The 20971-nt window shown below is 60.7% G+C and carries 21 protein-coding genes; 2 read left to right on the top strand and 19 right to left on the bottom strand.

All coding sequences use genetic code 11. The features are described from left to right. Positions 1 to 2: 2 nt before the first annotated feature. The 8 genes from pabC to BLU01_RS21465 form a co-directional block, all read right to left on the bottom strand. Positions 3 to 818 carry an aminodeoxychorismate lyase gene (gene pabC, locus BLU01_RS21500; RefSeq protein ID WP_092279272.1) on the bottom strand — a complete coding sequence of 272 codons (816 nt, stop codon included), beginning with the start codon at positions 816 to 818 and terminating at the stop codon, positions 3 to 5. After that, on the bottom strand, positions 818 to 2062 hold the full coding sequence (fabF, locus tag BLU01_RS21495; protein WP_092279270.1) for a beta-ketoacyl-ACP synthase II: 1245 nt from the start codon (positions 2060 to 2062) through the stop codon (positions 818 to 820). The genes pabC and fabF overlap by 1 nt, the downstream gene beginning before the upstream one ends. Positions 2063 to 2170: 108 nt before the next feature. Further along, a complete protein-coding gene (gene acpP / locus BLU01_RS21490) occupies positions 2171 to 2407 on the bottom strand; it encodes an acyl carrier protein (RefSeq protein WP_003442511.1) in 237 nt (78 codons plus the stop codon). A 191-nt stretch (positions 2408 to 2598) separates the two neighbouring features. After that, positions 2599 to 3342 (bottom strand): 3-oxoacyl-ACP reductase FabG, encoded by a 744-nt coding sequence (gene fabG, locus BLU01_RS21485; protein ID WP_092279268.1) that lies wholly within the window; start codon positions 3340 to 3342, stop codon positions 2599 to 2601. 16 nt (positions 3343 to 3358) lie between these two features. After that, the gene (fabD, locus tag BLU01_RS21480) at positions 3359 to 4297 is read right to left on the bottom strand and encodes an ACP S-malonyltransferase (RefSeq protein ID WP_092279266.1); all 939 of its coding nucleotides are present in this window, start codon (positions 4295 to 4297) and stop codon (positions 3359 to 3361) included. Between the two features lie 125 nt (positions 4298 to 4422). Beyond that, the gene (gene plsX, locus BLU01_RS21475; RefSeq protein ID WP_092279264.1) at positions 4423 to 5433 is read right to left on the bottom strand and encodes a phosphate acyltransferase PlsX; all 1011 of its coding nucleotides are present in this window, start codon (positions 5431 to 5433) and stop codon (positions 4423 to 4425) included. A 4-nt stretch (positions 5434 to 5437) separates the two neighbouring features. Further along, on the bottom strand, positions 5438 to 5620 hold the full coding sequence (rpmF, locus tag BLU01_RS21470; protein WP_008152339.1) for a 50S ribosomal protein L32: 183 nt from the start codon (positions 5618 to 5620) through the stop codon (positions 5438 to 5440). Positions 5621 to 5633: 13 nt separating this feature from the next. Further along, complete coding sequence (locus tag BLU01_RS21465; RefSeq protein ID WP_092279262.1) at positions 5634 to 6161, bottom strand: YceD family protein; 528 nt, start codon at positions 6159 to 6161, stop codon at positions 5634 to 5636. A gap of 105 nt (positions 6162 to 6266) precedes the next feature. On the opposite strand from BLU01_RS21465, the gene BLU01_RS21460 reads away from it, so the two are divergent. Then, a complete protein-coding gene (locus tag BLU01_RS21460) occupies positions 6267 to 6845 on the top strand; it encodes a Maf family protein (RefSeq protein WP_092279260.1) in 579 nt (192 codons plus the stop codon). A 228-nt stretch (positions 6846 to 7073) separates the two neighbouring features. On the opposite strand, the gene sppA is transcribed toward BLU01_RS21460, so the two are convergent. The 3 genes from sppA to rluC are packed head-to-tail and all read right to left on the bottom strand — an operon-like array spanning position 7074 to position 9693. Beyond that, on the bottom strand, positions 7074 to 8060 hold the full coding sequence (gene sppA, locus BLU01_RS21455) for a signal peptide peptidase SppA (protein ID WP_092279258.1): 987 nt from the start codon (positions 8058 to 8060) through the stop codon (positions 7074 to 7076). 24 nt (positions 8061 to 8084) lie between these two features. Then, positions 8085 to 8744 (bottom strand): HAD-IA family hydrolase, encoded by a 660-nt coding sequence (locus BLU01_RS21450; RefSeq protein ID WP_092279256.1) that lies wholly within the window; start codon positions 8742 to 8744, stop codon positions 8085 to 8087. After that, on the bottom strand, positions 8731 to 9693 hold the full coding sequence (gene rluC / locus BLU01_RS21445) for a 23S rRNA pseudouridine(955/2504/2580) synthase RluC (RefSeq protein WP_092279254.1): 963 nt from the start codon (positions 9691 to 9693) through the stop codon (positions 8731 to 8733). The genes BLU01_RS21450 and rluC overlap by 14 nt, the downstream gene beginning before the upstream one ends. A 698-nt stretch (positions 9694 to 10391) precedes the next feature. On the opposite strand from rluC, the gene rne reads away from it, so the two are divergent. Beyond that, positions 10392 to 13748: a ribonuclease E gene (gene rne, locus BLU01_RS21435; RefSeq protein ID WP_092279252.1), complete on the top strand. Its 3357-nt coding sequence runs from the start codon at positions 10392 to 10394 to the stop codon at positions 13746 to 13748. A gap of 175 nt (positions 13749 to 13923) precedes the next feature. On the opposite strand, the gene BLU01_RS21430 is transcribed toward rne, so the two are convergent. The 8 genes from BLU01_RS21430 to BLU01_RS21395 form a co-directional block, all read right to left on the bottom strand. After that, entirely contained in the window at positions 13924 to 14514 is a 591-nt protein-coding gene (locus BLU01_RS21430) for a nucleotidyltransferase family protein (RefSeq protein ID WP_092279250.1), read from the bottom strand. Next, positions 14511 to 15494, bottom strand: a complete 984-nt coding sequence (locus tag BLU01_RS21425; RefSeq protein ID WP_092279248.1) for an XdhC family protein — start codon at positions 15492 to 15494, stop codon at positions 14511 to 14513. Before BLU01_RS21425 ends, BLU01_RS21430 begins: the two co-directional genes overlap by 4 nt. Beyond that, entirely contained in the window at positions 15494 to 17821 is a 2328-nt protein-coding gene (locus BLU01_RS21420; RefSeq protein WP_092279246.1) for a xanthine dehydrogenase family protein molybdopterin-binding subunit, read from the bottom strand. The genes BLU01_RS21425 and BLU01_RS21420 overlap by 1 nt, the downstream gene beginning before the upstream one ends. Beyond that, positions 17818 to 18288 (bottom strand): (2Fe-2S)-binding protein, encoded by a 471-nt coding sequence (locus tag BLU01_RS21415; RefSeq protein WP_092279244.1) that lies wholly within the window; start codon positions 18286 to 18288, stop codon positions 17818 to 17820. The genes BLU01_RS21420 and BLU01_RS21415 overlap by 4 nt, the downstream gene beginning before the upstream one ends. Positions 18289 to 18543: 255 nt before the next feature. Beyond that, positions 18544 to 19563: a UDP-N-acetylmuramate dehydrogenase gene (murB, locus tag BLU01_RS21410; RefSeq protein WP_092279242.1), complete on the bottom strand. Its 1020-nt coding sequence runs from the start codon at positions 19561 to 19563 to the stop codon at positions 18544 to 18546. Then, positions 19560 to 20024: a low molecular weight protein-tyrosine-phosphatase gene (locus BLU01_RS21405; protein WP_092279240.1), complete on the bottom strand. Its 465-nt coding sequence runs from the start codon at positions 20022 to 20024 to the stop codon at positions 19560 to 19562. Before BLU01_RS21405 ends, murB begins: the two co-directional genes overlap by 4 nt. Further along, complete coding sequence (kdsB, locus tag BLU01_RS21400; RefSeq protein WP_092279238.1) at positions 20024 to 20788, bottom strand: 3-deoxy-manno-octulosonate cytidylyltransferase; 765 nt, start codon at positions 20786 to 20788, stop codon at positions 20024 to 20026. The genes BLU01_RS21405 and kdsB overlap by 1 nt, the downstream gene beginning before the upstream one ends. Further along, complete coding sequence (locus BLU01_RS21395) at positions 20785 to 20970, bottom strand: Trm112 family protein (RefSeq protein ID WP_007945752.1); 186 nt, start codon at positions 20968 to 20970, stop codon at positions 20785 to 20787. The genes kdsB and BLU01_RS21395 overlap by 4 nt, the downstream gene beginning before the upstream one ends. Between the last annotated feature and the right edge of the window lies 1 nt (position 20971).

Below are 20971 nucleotides of genomic sequence, written 5' to 3'. Positions count from 1 at the left end.
TATCAAACATCCAGTAGCGCGCGGGCAATGGTTTGGAGTTTACGGGTGAGCGGGCCAACCGGCCAGCTCAGTGCTGCATAGGCGCGCACCGGCCAAATGCCATACACGCTGTTGCAGACGAACACTTCATCGGCCCATTGCAGCTGATCGAGGCTGATGTCCGTGGTTTGCGTGGGGATCGCCAATGACTCAGCCTGAAACAATAATTCGGCGCGCATCACCCCGGCCACGCCGCAACGCTTGAGATCGGCGGTGATCAGTACGCCGTCACGCACCAGGAACAGATTGCTGAAGACGCCTTCGATGACGCGCCCGGCTTGATCGAGCATCAAGCCTTCGGCATGTTCGGCATCTTGCCATTCGGCACGGGCGATGACTTGCTCCAGGCGATTCAAATGTTTGAGCCCGGCAAGCAAGGGTTGTTGGGAAAGTCGTGTGGTGCAGGGAAACAGGCGAACGCCCTGCTCGGCATGCGCTGCCGGGTAAACAGCGGGAGGGTTGCCTTGCAGAATGCGTCGGGCCTGCGCCGATGGGTCTGGGGCGTAGCCGCGCAAACCGTCGCCACGGGTGAGGATGAGCTTGAGCACACCCGCGCCCATGGCACCGGCATACGTCAGCAGCTCGTGGCGGATCAACGCCTGATCGGCATTGATTGCCAGACGAGCGCAGCCCTCGGCCAGACGCGCCAAATGGCGCTCCAGCAGCACTGGCTGCCCACCGCGCACGGCAATGGTCTCGAACAGACCATCACCGTAAGCCAGGCCGCGATCCTTCAGCGACAGAGCGTCAGCCGGTTGACCGTCGACCCAGCAGTCCATCAGCCAGCGAACCGGCGGAACACCAGCGAGCCGTTGGTCCCGCCAAACCCGAAGGAGTTGGACAGCACCACGTCGATGTCCATGTTGCGCGCAGTGTGCGGCACAAAATCGAGGTCGCAGCCTTCGTCCGGCTCATCGAGGTTGATGGTCGGCGGCGCCACTTGGCTGTTGATCGCCAGCACGCTGAAGATCGCCTCGACCGCGCCCGCCGCACCCAACAGGTGACCGGTCATGGACTTGGTCGAACTGACCGCCAGGTTGTAGGCGTGATCGCCGAACACCGTCTTGATCGCACAGGCTTCAGCAAGGTCGCCGGCCGAAGTCGAGGTGCCGTGGGCGTTGATGTACTGGACTTGATCGCTATTGATCTTGGCATCGCGCAGGGCGTTGGTGATGCAACGCGCAGCGCCTGCACCGTCGGCCGGTGGCGAGGTCATGTGGAACGCGTCGCCACTGGTGCCAAAACCGATCAGCTCGGCGTAGATGGTCGCGCCACGCGCCTTGGCGTGCTCCAGCTCTTCGAGCACCAGCGCACCGGCGCCGTCGGACAGCACGAAGCCATCACGGCCCTTGTCCCACGGACGGCTGGCACGGGTCGGCTCATCGTTGCGGGTCGACAGTGCGCGGGAGGCACCAAAGCCGCCCATGCCCAGACCGCACGCGGCCATCTCGGCACCGCCGGCAATCATCACGTCGGCTTCGTCGTACATGATGTTGCGCGCCGCCATGCCGATGCAGTGCGTACCGGTGGTACATGCGGTGGCGATGGCGTAGTTAGGCCCCTGTGCACCCAAATGAATGGACAGGAAACCGGAAATCATATTGATGATCGAGCCAGGCACGAAGAATGGTGAAATTCGACGCGGGCCGGACTCATGCAGCGTGCGGCTGGTTTCTTCGATATTGGTCAAACCGCCAATACCCGAACCCATGGCCACGCCGATGCGCTCGCGGTTGGCGTCAGTGACTTCCAGACCGGCGTTACGCACAGCCTGAAACCCTGCGGCCAGACCGTATTGAATGAACAGGTCGAGCTTGCGCGCTTCCTTGACCGAGAGGTATTCCTCGACATTGAAGCCCTTTACCGAGCCGCCAAAACGGGTGGAATAGGCAGAAAGGTCGGTGTGTTCGATCAGACCAATGCCACTGCGGCCAGCCAGAATGCCCTGCCAGCTGCTCGGCACATCCGTGCCCAGTGGCGACAACATACCCATACCGGTGACTACGACGCGTCTACGCGACACAGCACTCTCCTTTTTCTAATGACGACTTTGCATGAGGCCTAAAGAAAAAACCGCACGCCGTGATGGCAGTGCGGTTTTTCCATGACAGCAAGCAACGATTACAAGCTATTAAGCCTGGTGGTTAGTAACGTAATCGATTGCGGCTTGTACAGTAGTGATCTTCTCAGCTTCTTCGTCAGGGATTTCGGTCTCGAATTCCTCTTCCAGAGCCATCACCAGCTCAACGGTGTCAAGGGAGTCGGCACCCAGGTCTTCAACGAAGGAAGCAGTGTTGACCACTTCTTCTTCTTTAACGCCCAGTTGCTCAGCAACGATTTTCTTGACGCGCTCTTCGATGGTGCTCATACCTTGTTTTCACTCCTAATGGACAAATTCAGGCAGCTGGCCAGTGGGTAAGTGTATAGAAAGACTTTTCGGTTTTTCAACTGAAAGCTTCACTCCTCAAACCCTGCAGCCCTCTGCCTATAAATAGATTGCAGCTTTATAACGGATTTTAGACAGCTCGTATGACATTTTTTTGAAGCAACCCGTCACATTTAACTCATGTACATCCCGCCGTTCACCGGGATTGTAGCCCCAGTAACGTAAGCCGCACCGTCGGACGCAAGAAAAGCGACCACAGACGCGATCTCTTGTGCTTGCCCCAGACGGCCCAGCGGAATCTGTGTCGCCAAGGATTCACGCTGCGCTTCAGGCAGCTCACGGGTCATATCGGTGTCGATGAACCCTGGGGCCACCGAGTTTACCGTAATCGAACGCGAACCGACTTCACGCGCCAATGCGCGGCTGAAACCTTCCAGACCTGCCTTGGCGGCTGCGTAGTTTACTTGGCCTGCGTTGCCCATGGCACCCACAACCGAACCAATACTGATAATTCGTCCCCAACGCGCCTTGGTCATGCCACGCAAAACGCCCTTGGACAGCCGAAACAGACTGTTCAGGTTGGTATCGATGACGTCGTTCCATTCGTCGTCTTTCATGCGCATCATCAGATTATCGCGGGTGATGCCGGCATTATTGACCAGGATCGCCGGCGCACCGAACTGCTCGGAAATGCTCGAAAGGACCGCCGCAACCGATTCGTCGCTGGTCACGTTGAGTTCCAGACCCGTGCCCTGAATTGCGTTTTCTTTAAGCGTTGCAGCGATGCGCTCGGCACCCGCTGCGGAGGTCGCGGTGCCAATCACGATGGCGCCCTGACGACCCAGTTCCAGGGCGATGGCCTGGCCGATACCACGGCTTGCGCCAGTGACCAGTGCAACTTTACCTTGCAGACTCATGCAAGTTTCTCCTGATTCAGACCAGCGCTGCGCGAGCGGCAGCGAAAGCGTCTGGGGTATTGAGGTTGGAAGTCGACACGCCTTCGGCGCAGCGTTTGTTCAGGCCGGCGAGCACTTTACCCGGGCCGCATTCGACCAACTGGGTCGCGCCCTTGGCGGCCAGCGCCTGGACCGATTCAACCCAGCGCACAGGCTTGTAGAGCTGCTCAAGCAAATCGCGCTTGAGGGTGTCGAGATCGGCCGGCACGCTGGCGCTGACGTTCTGCACCACCGGGATCTGCGGCGCCTGCCAGTCAATCGCGGCGATGGATTCGGCAAAACGCTCGGCGGCCGGACGCATCAGCTCACAGTGCGACGGCACGCTGACCGGCAACGGCATGGCGCGCTTGGCACCACGCGCCTTGCAGCCTTCGATGGCGCGCTCGACGGCAGCCTTGGCACCGGCGATAACCACTTGGCCCGGCGAGTTGAAGTTGACCGCACTGACCACTTCGCCCTGCACCGCTTCGGCGCACGCTGCCAGTACATCGGCATCTTCCAGACCAAGGATAGCGGCCATGCCGCCCTGCCCGGCCGGCACGGCTTCCTGCATCAGTTGGCCACGACGCTCGACCAGTTTCACCGCGTCGCCCAGGCTCAGACTGCCCGCAGCGACCAATGCGCTGTATTCGCCCAGGCTGTGACCGGCCACATAAGCCGGACGCGCGCCGCCTTCAGCCAGCCACAAGCGCCACAAGGCGATCGAAGCGGTGAGAATCGCCGGTTGGGTTTTATCGGTTTGATTGAGTTGCTCTTCCGGCCCTTGCTGGGTCAGTGCCCACAGGTCGTAACCGAGAGCATCGGAAGCTTCTTTGAATGTTTCGAGGACGATCGGATGTTGCGCGCCCAACTCGGCCAGCATGCCGAGGGACTGCGAACCCTGTCCTGGAAAGACGAATGCGAGGGAAGCAGACATGTAACAAGCCCCTAATGATCTTGTCGTCGGAGAATTGACGTCCCGCTTGGGGGACGCAAGAAACTGACAGTTGGATGGCCAATTGAACTGAGCGGTCACATTTAAGCATTGTCCGACGAAAACGCCTAAGGCAACAAATCCTCCAGACGACCGTGCAGGCGTCGCGGGAGGTTTTCCTGAATCTCGATCAGGGCGCGCTGAATGGCGCTCTGAAAGCCCTGCACGCCCGTCGAGCCGTGGCTTTTTACGACGATTCCCTGCAAACCGAGAAAACTCGCACCGTTGTGTCGCGCCGGGGCCAGGTCCGCCTGCAAGCGCCTCATCAGCGGCAGCGCCAATGCGCCGACCATGCGCGAGGCCAGGTTCTGCTTGAACAAGGCTTCGATGCGCCCGGCAATCATTGTCGCCAGGCCTTCGCTGGATTTGAGCAGGATATTGCCGACAAAGCCGTCACACACCACCACATCCGCCTCGCCGCGATACAAACCGTCACCTTCGACAAAACCGATGTAATTGATGCCGCGCGCGTTCTGCAACAAGGTCGCAGCGAGTTTGACCTGCTGATTGCCCTTGATGTCTTCGGTGCCGATGTTCAGCAGCGCCACGCGCGGGCGCACCACACCCAGCGTCTCCGCCGCCACCGAGCCCATGATCGCGAACTGCAACAAGTGCTCGGCACTGCAATCGACGTTGGCGCCCAGATCAAGCAACTGGCAATAACCCTTCTGCGTCGGAATCGCCGCGACCATCGCCGGCCGATCAATGCCGGGCAGCGTCTTCAACACAAATCGCGACAACGCCATCAGGGCGCCGGTATTGCCGGCGCTGACGCAGGCCTGGACTTTGCCATCACGCAGCAATTCGAGCGCCACGCGCATCGACGAGTCAGGCTTGCCACGCAAGGCCTGCGCAGGCTTTTCGTCCATGGTGATGATTTCGGACGCGGGGGTAATCGACAGGCGCGCGCGATCCACAGCCGAGTGACTGGAGAGCAGTTCTTCCAAAAGGGTAGTTTGACCGACGAGGGTCAGGTGCAGCGAGGGCGTAGCAGACAGGCAAGCGAGGCTGGCCTGAACAATGCTGCGGGGACCGAAGTCCCCGCCCATTGCGTCAATCGCGATGACTTGAGCAGACAAGTGATTACTCGTCAGCGCCCTTGTCGATCACTTTACGGCCACGGTATACGCCTTCTGGCGATACGTGGTGACGCAGGTGAATTTCACCAGTGGTTTTTTCTACAGACAGAGTGCTTGCCGTCAGGGCGTCGTGCGAACGACGCATGTCACGGGCAGAGCGGGATTTTTTGTTCTGCTGAACAGCCATAATTGATTAACTCCTAAACGTTTGGGTCACGCTTTAACTGCGCCAATACACTGAACGGGTTGGACCGCGTTACCTCGTCCTCGCTCGGTTCGGGCTCATCGAGACCCGCCGGCTGCTGGCATTCTTCCGGATGATGAGCAGGCACAATGGGCAGGGCGAGCAAAAGCTCCTCCTCGACCAGTGACTGCAGATCCAATGGATCTTCGCCCAGTTCCAGCACGTCATAACCTTTCGGTAACGACTGGGTATTCGCACCCTCCTTCACCACAACGTAACTGCATTCGCTGTGGATTGGCAGGGTGACCAGCTCAAGACAACGCTGGCAAACCATTTTGACTTCGGTGTCGATAAAGCTGTGGATTACCACAGACTTACGTTCATCTCGTTCAAAAACGAATTTAGCCTGCACCGTACCGACAGTGTCGGAAAGCGGGTCGCAGAGTCTCTCCAAATCGGCCAGCAGCAGTTCACCTTGAAGGGTGGTGCCACGATCAGCCAATTTGCGCGGGTCAACGTGAGGTGGAATCGGGTCATTCAACATAGGCGCAGCATTATAGGGATGCACCCAGCCATGTCAAAGGAAATTCAGCCCTGTCCGTCACTTGCAAGCCTCGCTAGAATTCGTCACTGCCTTTTGGAGATGCGCATGCTGCCTTTATTACTCGCTTCAAGCTCGGTTTACCGCCGGGAATTGCTGGCCCGCCTGCAACTTGAGTTCACCTGCAGCTCGCCGGATATCGACGAAAGCCATGGTGAAAATGAATCGGCAATCAATCTGGTAAAACGCCTCGCCGAACAGAAAGCACGCGCGCTGGCGGGCAGCCATCCTGCGCATCTGATCATCGGCTCCGATCAGGTCGCCGTGCTCGGCGAGCGCATTATCGGCAAACCCCACACGTTCGAAAAGGCCCGCGAACAATTGCTCGCCTCCAGCGGCGCCAGCATAACCTTCCTCACCGGCCTCGCGCTGCTTAACAGCCAGACCGGCAATTGCCAGGTCGACTGCGTGCCGTTCACCGTGCACATGCGCGTGCTCGACCAGCAACGCATCGAACGCTACCTGCGCGCCGAGCAGCCCTACGACTGCGCTGGCAGCTTCAAGGCTGAAGGTTTGGGGGTGAGCCTGTTTCAAAGCACCGAAGGCCCTGACGCCACCAGCCTGATCGGCCTGCCGCTGATCCGCCTGATCGACATGCTGCTGGCCGAAGGCGTGCAAATCCCCTGAACCTGCTTATGCGCAAACGCCCGAACACCGCAATTATGTAGCAGCTGGCGAAGCCTGCGTTCGAGTGCGCAGCGCTCGCCAACCCAAGCGCCGCGTTGCTTCAGGTAGATCGCGTGCAGAAGTTTTACGACTGCTGCGCAGCCGAACGCAGGCTTCGCCAGCTGCTACACGGATTGCATTCGCAAAAAAACCGGCCATCTCGGCCGGTTTTTTAAGGAGCAAACTTGATCAGCGCAGCGACGGACCGTTAAACCCCATCCACATCGCCAAGTGCTCGGCCACGCTGGCGCCGAGCTTTTTCGAGAAGCGGTCGAACGTCGACTCCTGAACGGTGAAGTCCACCAACTCTTTCTCGCCAATCACGTCACGGGCCACCGAACTGGCACTGCCCAGACCATCGATCAGACCCAGCGGCAGCGCTTGCTCGCCCGACCAGACCAAACCGGAGAACAGCTCCGGGTGCTCTTTGTCCTTGAGTCGATCACCACGGCCCTTCTTCACGCTGTTGATGAACTGCTGATGCGTGGTATCGAGCACGCCCTGCCAGAACTGCGTTTCTTCAGGCTTCTGCGGCTGGAACGGATCGAGGAACGATTTGTGCTCGCCTGACGTATAGGTGCGGCGCTCAACGCCGAGCTTTTCCATGGTGCCGACAAAACCGTAACCGGCCGCCGTCACGCCAATCGAACCGACCAGACTGGCCTTGTCCGCATAAATCTGGTCAGCCGCGCTGGCGATGTAATAAGCACCGGAAGCGCCCAGATCGGAAATTACCGCGTAGACCTTGGTGTCCGGATGCAAAGCGCGCAGGCGCTTGATTTCGTCATAGACGTAACCCGACTGCACCGGACTGCCGCCCGGGCTGTTGATGCGCAGGATCACGCCTTTGACCTTGTCGTCCTCAAACGCTGCACGCAGGCTGGTGACGATGTTGTCGGCGCTGGCGGCTTCCTTGTCGGCGATCACCCCGGTTACTTCGATCAGCGCGCTGTAGTTGGAACTGCGCGCGGCGCTCTTTTCCATGTCCATCAGCGGCGTGAACAGCAGCAATGCCACGACCAGGTAAACGAAGGTCAACAGCTTGAAGAAAATCCCCCAGCGCCGCGAGCGACGCTGCTCCTGGACACTGGCCAGCAAAGTCTTTTCCAGCAACTGCCAGCTTTTGGCGTCACCGTCAGTGCTCGCCCGCTCAGGCGCTTTCCATTCGTCGGTCATGCCATCCACCCCAGCAAAAACGTATTAAGCCTGACGAAGCCAGGCATGCAATTCGGAAAAGTGATCTATCGCCAGCCGCGGCTCGAACAGCTTGAGCGCCTCGATGGACTGCGCGCCGTAACTGACCGCCACGCTATCCATGCCAGCGTTGCGCGCCATCTGCAGATCAAAGGACGAATCCCCGACCATCAGCGCCTGCTGCGGCGAAACCCGGCAATGCGCGAGAATCTCTTCCAGCATCAGAGGGTGCGGTTTGCTGGCGGTTTCATCGGCGGCACGAGTGATATCGAAATATTCTTCCCAACCGTGCGCTTTCAGCACCCGATCGAGCCCGCGACGCGCCTTGCCGGTCGCCACCGCCAAGTGATAACCGGCATCGCGAAACGCCGCCATCGACTCGACCACGCCTTCGAACAACGGCGAAGGCACGGCCTCAGCAGCGATGTAGTGATCGGCGTAGTGCTGACGAAACGCAATCAGCTGGTCATCGGCAATTTCTGGATACAACGTGCGAATCGCCTCGGGCAAGCCCAGGCCGATGATGCCCTTGACCGCAAAGTCGTCGCGCAACGGGAACCCGGAGCGCTCGGAGGCGACGTGCATCGCTTCGACAATCCGACCAATGGAATCAGCCAGCGTGCCGTCCCAATCGAAAATCAGCAGTTTGTAATCAGAGGGGTGCACTCAGGCGCTCCACAGTCTTGGCCCACATCTCGTCGACCGGCGCCTGCAACTTCAGCTCGCCGCCATCCGGCAGCGGTACGGTCAGCATGTAGGCGTGGAGGAACAGACGCTTACCGCCCAGATCACGGATTTCCTTGCTGAAATCGTCATCGCCATACTTGCTGTCGCCGGCAATGCAATGCCCGGCGTGCAAGGTGTGGACGCGAATCTGGTGGGTGCGGCCGGTAATCGGCTTGGCTTCGATCAGCGTGGCAAAGTCGCCGAAACGGCGCAGGACCTTGAACACGGTCACCGACTCCTTGCCCTCCTCCTCGTCGACCTCGACCATACGCTCGCCGGAGCGCAGATTGCTCTTGCCCAGCGGCGCACGGACTTGCTTGATCGAGGCCGCCCAGTTGCCGCGGACCAGCGCCATGTAGCGCTTGTCGACGCCATCACCGCGCAGCGCCGAGTGCAAGTGGCGCAACATGCTGCGCTTTTTCGCAATCATCAGCAGGCCGGAAGTGTCACGGTCGAGACGGTGAACCAGCTCCAGCTCCTTGCAGTCGGGACGCAACTGACGGAAGGCTTCGATCACCCCGTAGGTCAGGCCGCTGCCGCCGTGAACGGCAATGCCGCACGGCTTGTTGATCACGATCAGGGCTTTGTCTTCGAAAACAATCGACGCTTCAAGGCGTTGCAGCAGGCCTTGTGCCAGCGGCACCGGCTCGTCGCGCTCGGGCACGCGCACTGGCGGCACGCGCACGATATCGCCCGCCTGCAGCTTGTATTCGGGCTTGATCCGACCTTTGTTCACCCGCACTTCACCCTTGCGCAAAATGCGATAAATCAAGGTCTTGGGCACGCCTTTGAGCCGAGCGAGAAGGAAGTTATCAATACGTTGGCCGGCATATTCCGGCGAGACCTCCAGCAGTTGTACGGCTGGGGTCGAAGGGGCAGTAGTCGTCATGGCGCGGATGATAACAATTTTTTATGGAATTGAAGCACTTAATCATTGCTGCTATAGTCGCGAACGCCGCCAAAAGCGGCCTGGACAGCGGACTAACGGTCAAAAACCGGCCCTGACCAACGCAATTCACCAGGACGCGAGGCCGTCCTACGGGGCTTTCGCTACGTAACGGTGGAGTTTGCAGGTGTAACGAGCGCAGGTGACATGAGGCCTGAATCAAGCCGCAAAGCAGAGTTTTCACTCGTTTTGCTCGCCAATATTCATGGCCAGTTCACAAAGTGCAGTCAGCTGCGAATGACCCCGAGCGAATGCTTCGGAAACAACGCCTAAATTAGCCATGATGCGTGACCTCCCCTTTCGGAGCTCACGGTAAATGCCAACCCGCTGCGGATTCTGCGCGCGGCAGCACCCGAATTATCAGGGATACGTGTAGGGTGGAGATGCACAACCGCTGGACTGTGTAGCAATAGGCTTTATCAAGACGCTTCATCTCGTCCACAGCCGCCGGTTGATTCCTCCTCCTGACTGAGTGCTTAAGTAGCCACAGCAAGCAGGACGCGTACGTCGCGATAACGGCCCAATTGGCCACGTCGCTGGACACGGGAATGGCCAACCACTCCCGACGCACCTGACACCGACCGTGAGAAGTCGTGTGTGCCGAACGCCGTTTCCGGCAGCCCGGAAACCGACGGTACTACATGAAAAGAATGCTGATTAACGCAACTCAACCCGAAGAGTTGCGTGTTGCACTGGTAGATGGCCAACGCCTCTACGACCTGGACATCGAATCCGGTGCACGCGAGCAGAAGAAGGCCAACATCTATAAAGGCCGGATTACTCGCATCGAACCAAGCCTTGAGGCTGCCTTTGTCGATTTCGGCTCCGAGCGCCACGGCTTCCTGCCCCTCAAAGAAATCTCCCGCGAATACTTCAAGAAAGCCCCCGAAGGCCGCGTCAACATCAAGGACGTCCTGACCGAAGGCCAGGAAGTCATCGTTCAGGTCGAAAAAGAAGAACGCGGCAACAAGGGCGCAGCCCTGACCACGTTCATCAGCCTGGCCGGTCGTTACCTCGTGCTGATGCCGAACAACCCGCGTGCCGGCGGTATCTCCCGTCGCATCGAAGGTGAAGAGCGCAACGAACTGCGTGAAGCCCTGAACGGCCTGGTTGCTCCAGCCGACATGGGTCTGATCGTGCGCACTGCCGGCCTGGGCCGCAGCAGCGAAGAAATGCAGTGGGACCTCGATTACCTGCTGCAACTCTGGACCGCCATCAAAGAAGCCTCGCTGGATCGCTCCGCGCCATTCCTGATCTATCAGGAAAGCAACGTGATCATCCGCGCCATCCGCGATTACCTGCGCCAGGACATCGGCGAAGTGCTGATCGACAGCGTTGAAGCGCAGGACGAAGCCCTGACCTTCATCCGCCAGGTGATGCCGCAGTACGCGAGCAAGATCAAGCTCTACGAAGACAGCGTTCCGCTGTTCAACCGTTTCCAGATCGAAAGCCAGATCGAAACCGCCTTCCAGCGCGTTGTCGAACTGCCTTCCGGCGGCTCCATCGTTATCGATCCGACCGAAGCCCTGGTGTCCATCGACATCAACTCGGCGCGCGCCACCAAAGGCAGCGACATCGAAGAAACCGCCCTGCAGACCAACCTTGAAGCCGCCGAAGAAATCGCCCGTCAGTTGCGCTTGCGCGACATCGGCGGCCTGATCGTCATCGACTTCATCGACATGACCCCTGCCAAGAACCAGCGCGCCGTGGAAGAGAAAGTCCGCGAATGCCTGGAAGCCGACCGCGCTCGCGTGCAAGTCGGTCGCATCTCGCGCTTCGGCCTGCTGGAAATGTCCCGCCAACGCCTGCGTCCATCGCTCGGCGAAAGCAGCGGCATCGTCTGCCCGCGTTGCAACGGCACCGGCATCATCCGTGACGTTGAATCGCTGTCGCTGGCGATCCTGCGCCTGATCGAAGAAGAAGCCCTGAAAGACCGCACCGCCGAAGTTCGCGCACAAGTGCCGATCCCGGTGGCCGCGTTCCTGCTCAACGAAAAACGCAACTCGATCACCAAGATCGAACTGCGCACCCGTGCCCGCATCGTCATTCTGCCGAACGACCACCTCGAAACGCCGCACTTCGAAGTTCAGCGTCTGCGTGATGACAGCCCGGAAGCGCACATCAATCAGTCCAGCTACGAAATCGCTGCTGCCGCTGCCGAAGTGGAAGAAGTTCAGCCTGCCGCTGCCACCCGCACTCTGGTTCGCCAGGAAGCCGCGGTTAAAACTGCGCCGGCTCGCGCCAACGCGCCAGTGCCGACCGAAGTCGCCGCCCCTGCGCCTGTCGCAGCACCGGTTGCCGTGCCAGAGCCGAGCCTGTTCAAAGGCCTGGTGAAATCGCTGGTCAGCCTGTTCGCGACCAAAGAAGAGCCAGCCGCTCCGGTTGTGGTTGAGAAACCAGCGACCACCGAGCGTCCAGCGCGTAACGAAGAGCGCCGCAACGGTCGTCAGCAGAGCCGCAACCGTAACGGTCGCCGCGATGAAGAACGCAAACCTCGCGAGGACCGTGCACCGCGTGAAGAACGCGCACCACGTGAGCCACGCGAAGAGCGTCAACCACGCGAAGCTCGTGAAGAAACCGCAACTCCGGCCGTTGCTCGCGAAGAACGCGCACCTCGCGCCCCTCGTGAAGAACGTGCACCGCGCGCGCCTCGCGAAGACCGCAAGCCTCGCGGCGGTGATCGTGAAGAACGCGTCCGTGAACTGCGTGAACCACTCGACGCCGCTCCGACTGCTGCTGCCGTAGCCGCTGTTGGCACTGTTGCCACCGCGACCACGGCGGAAGAGCGTCCAGCGCGCCAGCCACGTGAAGAACGCGCGCCACGCCAACCGCGTGAAGAGCGTCAACCACGTGCCGAGCAAGCTGTTGCCGCCGTCGCTGAAGAAGAGCTGACCAACGAAGAGCAACTGCAGGAAGACGGTCAGGACAACGCCGAAGGCGATCGTCCACGCCGCCGCTCCCGTGGCCAGCGTCGTCGCAGCAACCGTCGCGAGCGTCAACGCGATGCCAACGGCAACGTGATCGAAGGTTCGGAAGAATCCGAGTCCGCCGAAGGCAGCGAAGGCAACGACAACCACCAGGCACCAAGCGCTGGTGATCTGGCCGCCGGCCTGGCCGTTACTGCAGCCGTCGCCAGCAGCGTGATCAGCGCTCCGGCCGAAGCTCAGGCTAACGAGCAAGCCGAACGCGCCACCGCCGCCGTGCAGGAAACTGCCCCGGTAGAAGCGCCGGTTGTTGAAGCGACTACTCCGGTAGAAGCCACGGCATCGCCGGAAATCGAAGTCGCGCCGGTTCGTGAAGCACAGCCTGAAGTTCAAGCTGCTGCCGAGCCTGCTTTTGTCGCCGAAGCTGCCCATCAGGCAACTCCGGAAACATCGACCGAAACAGTCACCGAAGCCGTTCGCGAAGTGCGTGAAGAGCAAACCGCGTTCAACTGGGTCTCCGAGCCAGTAGCCGCTGAGCCAACCGTCGAGGCACCAGCGCCAGTCGCTGAAGCTGCGGCAGTGGAAGCTCCGTCGATTGAAGCTCCGGTAGTCGAGGCTCCAGTTGTTGAAGCTCCAGTAAATGAAGCTCCGGCATTCAAAGCGCCGTCGTTTGAAGCGCCAGTCGCTGAAGCAGTGGTCGCCGAGCCAGTGGTTGCCGCTACCGAGCCTGCTCCAGTGGTTGAAGCACCGGTTGTTGCCGAAGTGGCTGCACCGGTTGTCGAAGCTGCTGCGGTCAGCGCTCTGACTGAAAACGGCCGCGCGCCGAACGACCCACGTGAAGTGCGTCGCCGCAAGCGTGAAGCCGAACGTCTGCAGAAAGAAGCCGAACAGGCTGCTTCTGCTGCTCCGGTCGCTGCTGAAGTTGCCGAGGCAGCCCCTGCCCCGACTGCTGAAGCGCCTGCTGTTGGCACAGCTGAATCCGCTATCGACGAAGCGCCACGCTCCGTTCAAGACGCGGTACAGCAACACGATCAAGCCCTGGAAAAAGAACACGAGCCTAAACCCCTCGTCTGATTCCATCGGCCATTAAAAAGCCCCGCCTGGTGATCCAGGCGGGGCTTTTTTTATGTTCACCACAATCTCTGTGGGAGCGAGCTTGCTCGCGATGGCGGTGAGTCAGCTTGCATAAATGTTGAATATCAAGCTGCTATCGCGAGCAAGCTCGCTCCCACAAGGAACTGCGGCAGAACTACTGGAAGACCAACCTCTGCGGCACATCCACATCCCACAACACGCCGGGATCATCCACCGCCACTTCCACCACCCGCGCCTGCGCGAACAACGGCTTGGCCCCACGGTCACCCGACAACTTCATCAACTCAGGACCGAAACGCCGCCCAAATCCCACCGGGTGCCCATGGTCGCCCTCATGCACCGCAACGCTGATGCAATCCTCGGCCATCCCCGCCACCACCCGCTCAACACTCGAAGGCAGGATAAACGGCATATCCCCGAGCACGATCAACCAACCATCAAGCTCGGCACACGCCGCCACGCCGGCAGCGATGCTGTCGCCCATGCCGGTCGATTCGATCAGCACAATTTCGAAGCCGTACGCCTGCGCCATGCGAATCACTTGCGGGCGATCCTCGGTGGTCACCAGCACGCGTTTGTGCAGCGATGCCGGCAAACTCACCAGCACCTGCTCGATCACCGAACGCACAGCGCCATCGCGACCGGTGCAATCGGCCAGCAATTTGTCTTTATCAGCACCGGCAACCTGGCGAAACCGACTGCCCTGCCCCGCCGCCAGCACGATCACGCCAACCGGCTCACTCATACGTCCTCCCGCAACGGCTTCTTCTGTTTCAGCTCGATGCCGTTTTTGATCGCGACAATTTCGGCCAGCAGCGACAAAGCGATTTCAGCCGGAGTGTGGCTGCCGATGTGCAGGCCGATCGGGCCGTGCAGCCGCTCGATGGCCTGTGCTGACAAGCCTAGCTGAGCCAGGTTGTCGCGGCGTTTCTGACTGTTGACCCGCGAACCCAGCGCACCGACGTAAAACGCCCTGGAATCAAGCGCAGTCAGCAGCGCCATGTCATCCAGGCGTGGATCGTGGGTCAGCGCAACAATGGCCGTGCGCTCGTCGGTCTGAATGTTCAGCACCGCTTCATCGGGCATGCCCGTGACGAATCGGCCGTGCTGTTCTTCCCAGCCGTAGACGAACTCCGTGCGTGGATCGCAGATCAGCACTTCGAAATCCAGCAGCCGCGCCATTTCCGCGACATAACGCGACAACTGCCCCGCACCGATCAGCATCAGACGCCAGCGTGGCCCGTAGATCGCGCGCAACGTATTGCCGTCGAAACTCAGCGCGTCGGTCTTGCTCGCGGGCTCCAGCAGCACTTCGCCGCTGGAGATATCCAGCAGACGCGCGACGATTTCATGGTCTTCACAACGCGCCAGCAATTCGGCGACCCATGCTGGATCGCCGACGCGCTCCTCGGTCAGGCGCAACGTGCCGCCGCAAGGCAACCCGAACCGCGCGGCCTCCTCGCGGGTAACGCCGTAAGTGATCAATTGCACCGGCGGCCCGTCAGGCGGAATCCGCCCGTCGTGCAACCGCGCAATCAGGTCGTCCTCGACGCAACCGCCGGACACCGAGCCGATCACCACACCGTCCTCGCGCAACGCCAGCATCGCGCCAGGTGCCCGGGGCGCGGTGCCCCAGGTCTGGACCACGCTGTACAACATCACGCGCTGACCGGCGCGGCGCCATTCGAGGACGCTGCGCAGGACGTTCAGATCGACGCTGTCCATCAGGCTTCAGCCTTCTGCCAGCCCTGCAACTGATAACGCACCGGCAAGTCGCGAATGCGTTTGCCGGTCGCGGCAAAAATCGCGTTACACAATGCCGGGGCAATCGGCGGCACACCCGGTTCGCCGACGCCGCCCAATGGCACCTCGCCCGGTGGCGTAACCAGATGGATCGCGACTTCCTTCGGTGCCAGCGACATGCGCGCCACTTCGTACATGTGGAAGTTGTCCTGCTGGACCTTGCCGTCCTTGAAGCTGATCTCGCCGAGCACCGCGTTGCCGAGGCCCATCACGCAAGCGCCTTCGAACTGCGAACGGATGCGCTCGGGGTTGATCTGCGGCCCGCAATCCACCGCAATGTCAGCCTTGTGCACGATCAACGTGCCATCGTCCTTGACCTCGACTTCAATCACCGCCGCCACATAGGTGACGAAGCTGTAATGCACCGCCAGCCCCAGGCCTCGGCCCTTGGGCAATTGCCGACCCCAACCGGCAGCCTTGGCCGCAGTTTCCAAAACGGTGCGCATGCGCGCGGTATCGATTGGATAACGCTCCGGAGATTCGCCGTAATTCCACTCTTCACTCAAGGTGCGCGGATCAATCTTGCGATCCGGGCCGAGCAACTTGATCTGATACTTCAGCGGATCCTGCCCGGCCTTGTGGGCCAATTCGTCAACAAAGGTCTGGATCGCGAAACCGTGAGGAATGTTCGACACCGAGCGATACCAGCCGACCCGCGTGCGCACGGTCGCTTCCGGGTTTTCCAGGCGCACATTGGGAATCGCGTACGCCATGTTGGTGAAACCCATGCCCAACTCGAACGCTGCTTCGTGGTTCATGCCCGGCGCAAACAGCGCGGTGATGCTCGGCGCCACGGTGCGGTGCAACCAGCCCGACGGCATGCCGTCCTTGTCCAGACTGGCTTTCAGGTATTCAGCCGACACGGTGTGGAAGTACGAACAATGGATGTCGTCTTCACGCGTCCATTGCACGCGCAGCGCTTTGCCGGGGAATTCCTTGGCAAGGATCGCCGCTTCGACGACGAAATCCGGTTTCGACTTACGCCCGAAACCACCACCGAGCAATGTGACATTGAACGTGACGTTATCGAACGGCACACCGAGGCGTTCGCCGATCCGCTCGCGGGTGACTTGCGGTGCCTGGCTTGGCGCCCAGGCTTCGATCACGCCGTCCTTGAAGCGCGCGATGGCGACCATCGGCTCCATCGGTGCCTGCGCCAGATGCGGCAAATAGTAAGACGCTTCCAACGTGTCGGCGCCGCTCAAGGCTTTGTCGATGTCGCCGGTGTTGCGCACCACTTTGCCGGGTTTCAGCGAAGCGGCTTCCAGTTCCTTGCGGTAGGCAATCGAGTCGTAACTGGCATTCGGGCCGTCGTCCCACTCGATTTTCAGCGCCTCGCGGCCCTTGATCGCCGCCCAGGTATTGCTCGCCACCACGGCCACACCGCCCAACGGCTGAAACTCCGATGGCAACGGACGACCTTCGATCTGCAAGACTTTTATCACGCCGGGGACTTTCAGCGCGGCGCTGTCATCCACCGTTTTGACCTTGCCGCCGTACACCGGCGGGCGGGCGATTGTCGCGTAGAGCATGCCCTCGAAATGCACATCGGCGCCGTACACCGCGCGGCCATTGACGATGTCGTCACCGTCGATGGCGCGCACGCCTTCCTTGCCGATATAGCGAAACTCTGACGGCTGCTTGAGCCGCAGGCTGTCGCGCGCCGGTACGGCCAGCGCACCCGCGGCAGCGGCCAATTCGCCGTAACCGAGTTCACGTTTGCTCGGTTGGTGCACGACTTTGTGTAATTGCGCGCGGCATTCGCCGACCGGGACTTTCCACTGATCAGCGGCGGCTTGTTCAAGCATGGCTCGCGCGGCGGCACCGCAGCGACGCATCGGTTCGTACCAGTGGCGCATGCTGCGCGAGCCGTCGGTGTCCTGGTTGCCGAAACGCACTTCGTCGCCCGGCGCCTGTTGCACTTTGACCCGCGCCCAATCGGCGTCGAGTTCATCGGCGACAACCATGCTCAGACTGGTGCGCACGCCCTGGCCCATTTCCGAGCGGTTGCAGACCACGGTGACCGTGCCGTCGGTGGCGATGCTGACGTAGACCTTCGGATCGTCGATCCAGCCGTTGGGCATGCCTTCGGCGCCGAACTTCTTGTCTTTTTCCTCAGCGAAAGCATCGGGCAAACCCCAACTCGCCGCGACCACCAGCGCACTGGTGGCACCGACGCCTTTGAGAAAGCCGCGCCGGCTCATATTACTCAAGTTGCTCAGGGCAAAATCTTTCGGCAGCTGGCTCATGCCTTGGCCTCCTTCAGATGAGTAGAGGCTTGGCGGATCGCAGTCTTGATCCGGTTGTAAGTGCCGCAACGGCAGATGTTGCCGACCATCGCTTCTTCGATCTGCTCGTCGCTGGGGTTCGGGTTGGTCTTGAGCAGTGCGGTGGCGGACATGATTTGCCCGCCCTGGCAGAAACCGCACTGGGCCACGGCGGTGTCGAGCCAGGCTTGCTGAACGACTTGCCCGACCGGGTCGGCGTGCAGGTTATCGATGGTGCGCACGTCCTGGCCGACGACCGAGCCAATCGGCGTGATGCAGCTGCGCGCCGGCAGCCCGTCAATGTGGATGGTGCAGGCGCCACACAGGCCCATGCCGCAGCCGAACTTGGTGCCGTTGTAACCGGCGACATCGCGAATCGCCCAGAGCAGCGGCATGTCTTCGGTGACGTCGAGTTGATGGTCTTGGCCATTGAGTTTCAGGGTAATCATGGGCACGCCCGCATATTTGGTTTGGTCATGGGGTCGAGCAATCTGCCGCCGGGGGATGGCGGTGGGTTCAACAGATCGGCTCAGGCTAATCGGCTCTCTTACGCGGACGGAAGCGTCTGCGTCGGGCCTGTCGTTAAATAAATGGGTGAAACAAATGGTTGCATCGTTAGGTGGCTAAGTTAACCCAGCGTTAACAAAAAAGCCCTGCACATTTGAAGTGTGCAGGGCTTCGAATTCGATCTTGAAAGCGTAGCCTCAATAACGATTAGGCTCCATTTCCAGCTCGACGCCGAATCGTTGCGAAATGTCTTGCTGGATGCGTTGCGCCAGTTCGAGCAGTTGCAGCCCGGTCGCGCCGCCGTAGTTGACCAGCACCAGCGCCTGCAATTTGTGCACGCCGGCATCAGCGTCGCGGAAACCTTTCCAGCCAGCCTTCTCGATCAGCCAACCGGCCGCCAGTTTCATCTGCCCGTCGGCTTGCGCGTACGCCACCAAGTCCGGGTATTCGACCTTCAGTTGCGCAACCAGCGACGCCGGCACCAACGGGTTTTTGAAGAAACTGCCGGCATTGCCGAGCACCGCCGGGTCCGGGAGTTTTTCGCTGCGAATGCTGCAAATCGCCTGGCTGACATCAGTCGGCGTCGGCTGATCGATGCCCTGCTCGCTCAGGCGCTGACGCACCGGGCCGTATTCCAGGTGCAGATGCGCGGCGCGGCTCAAAGTAAAGCGCACCCGCAGAATCAACCAGCGGCCCGGCTGCTGTTTGAACACGCTGTCGCGATAAGCGAAGTTGCATTCTTGCAGGGTGAAATCGCGCAGCTCGCCGGTTTGCCGATCCAGCGCCGTGAGGCCGGCGAACACGTCTTTGATCTCGACCCCGTAAGCGCCGATGTTTTGCATCGGCGCGGCCCCGACAGTGCCGGGGATCAGGCTGAGATTCTCCAGCCCGGACAACCCTGCGGCCAGCGTGTGTTGCACAAACGGATGCCAAGGCTCACCGGCCTCGGCCTCGATCACCACTTGGCTGCCGTCATCGCTCAACACACGAATCCCGCGCGTGGCCATGCGCAGCACCAGTGCCTGAATATCGGCGGTCAGGAGCAAATTGCTGCCGCCACCGATCACCAACAGCGGCACCGCGTGGGTGTCGGCGTAGGCCAGCGCGTCACGGGCATCGGTGTCGCTGTGCGCTTCGGCAAATAGCTGCGCCTCAACGTCGACGCCAAAACTGTTGAACGGCTTGAGCGAAACCCGGGGTTGTACCTGCAAACTCATAACCGTCCTTTTAACTCGATCACCAGCCGATCACTGGCACGCTCGATCAGATCCAACACGTACTCGAAGCCTTGGTCGCCGTCGTAATACGGGTCCGGCACTTCATCGACTTCCGACTCATAACGGCGCAGGAACAAATCCAGCTCAGCTTTGCCCTTGGCCGGTTGCAAGGCCTTGAGGTTGCGCAGATTGCTGTTGTCCATCGCGAGGATCAAATCGTAACTGGAGAAATCGGCCCGGCTGACTTGCTGCGCGCGTTGCGCCGACAAGTCGTAACCGCGCAGCTTGGCCGCCGCTTGACTGCGCTTGTCCGGCGCCTTGCCGACATGCCAGTCACCGGTGCCGGCCGAAGCCACTTCAATCTGCCCGGCCAGCCCCGCTTCGCGCAGTTTGTGGCGCAGCACGCCTTCAGCGGTAGGCGAGCGGCAAATGTTGCCTAGGCAGACAAACAGAACTCGCATCAGGCCTCCAGCAAGCGACGAACGCGCTCAAGGTCTTCGACGGTATCGACGCCGGTCGGCGGCGCGATCAGCGCGTCGGCAACGTGGATGCGCACGCCGTGCCACAAGGCGCGCAGTTGCTCCAGGGATTCGGTGTTTTCCAGCCAGCACGGGCCCCAGCTGACGAAGTCATGCAGGAAACCGGCGCGATAAGCGTAGATGCCGATGTGACGGCGATACGGCACGCCTTCCGGCATTTGCTCGCGGGTTTTGGCGAATGCGTCGCGCGCCCACGGCAACGTGGCACGGCTGAAGGTCAGCGCCAGGCCATTGAGGTCGCTGACAACCTTGACCACGTTGGGATTGAACAGGGTTTCGACGTCTTCGATCGGCTCGGCCAACGTGGCCATGCGCGCTTCGATGTGGGCGGCGAGGTTGGCGGCCACCTGATCGATCACGCTCGGCGGAATCAACGGCTCGTCGCCCTGCACGTTGACCACGATCGCGTCTGCGGCCAGGCCCAGTTTCGTCGCTACTTCGGCCAAACGGTCGGTGCCGGAATTGTGATCTTCGCGGGTCAGCACCACTTCGGCGCCGAAGCTTTTGCAAGCCTCGACAATCCGCGCATCGTCAGTGGCAACCACGACGCGCTGGGCACTGCTTTTGCTCGCCTGTTCCCAGACGTGCTGGATCATCGGTTTGCCGGCGATCAGCAGCAGCGGTTTGCCCGGCAAGCGGGTCGAGGCGTAGCGCGATGGAATGACAACGGTAAAGGCTGTGGTCATTTATCCAGGCGCTCGTCGGTGGTCAGGGTGCGGGCTTCGGTTTCGAGCATCACCGGGATGCCGTCGCGAATCGGGTACGCCAGGCCTGCGCCCTTGCTGATCAGCTCGGTCTTGTCGGCGCTGAGCTTGAGTGGGCCTTTGCAGACCGGGCAAGCGAGGATATCGAGCAATTTGGTGTCCATG

Source organism: Pseudomonas prosekii (assembly GCF_900105155.1).
GTDB lineage: Bacteria > Pseudomonadota > Gammaproteobacteria > Pseudomonadales > Pseudomonadaceae > Aquipseudomonas > Aquipseudomonas prosekii.
This window is presented reverse-complemented; position numbering and strand designations above follow the sequence as displayed.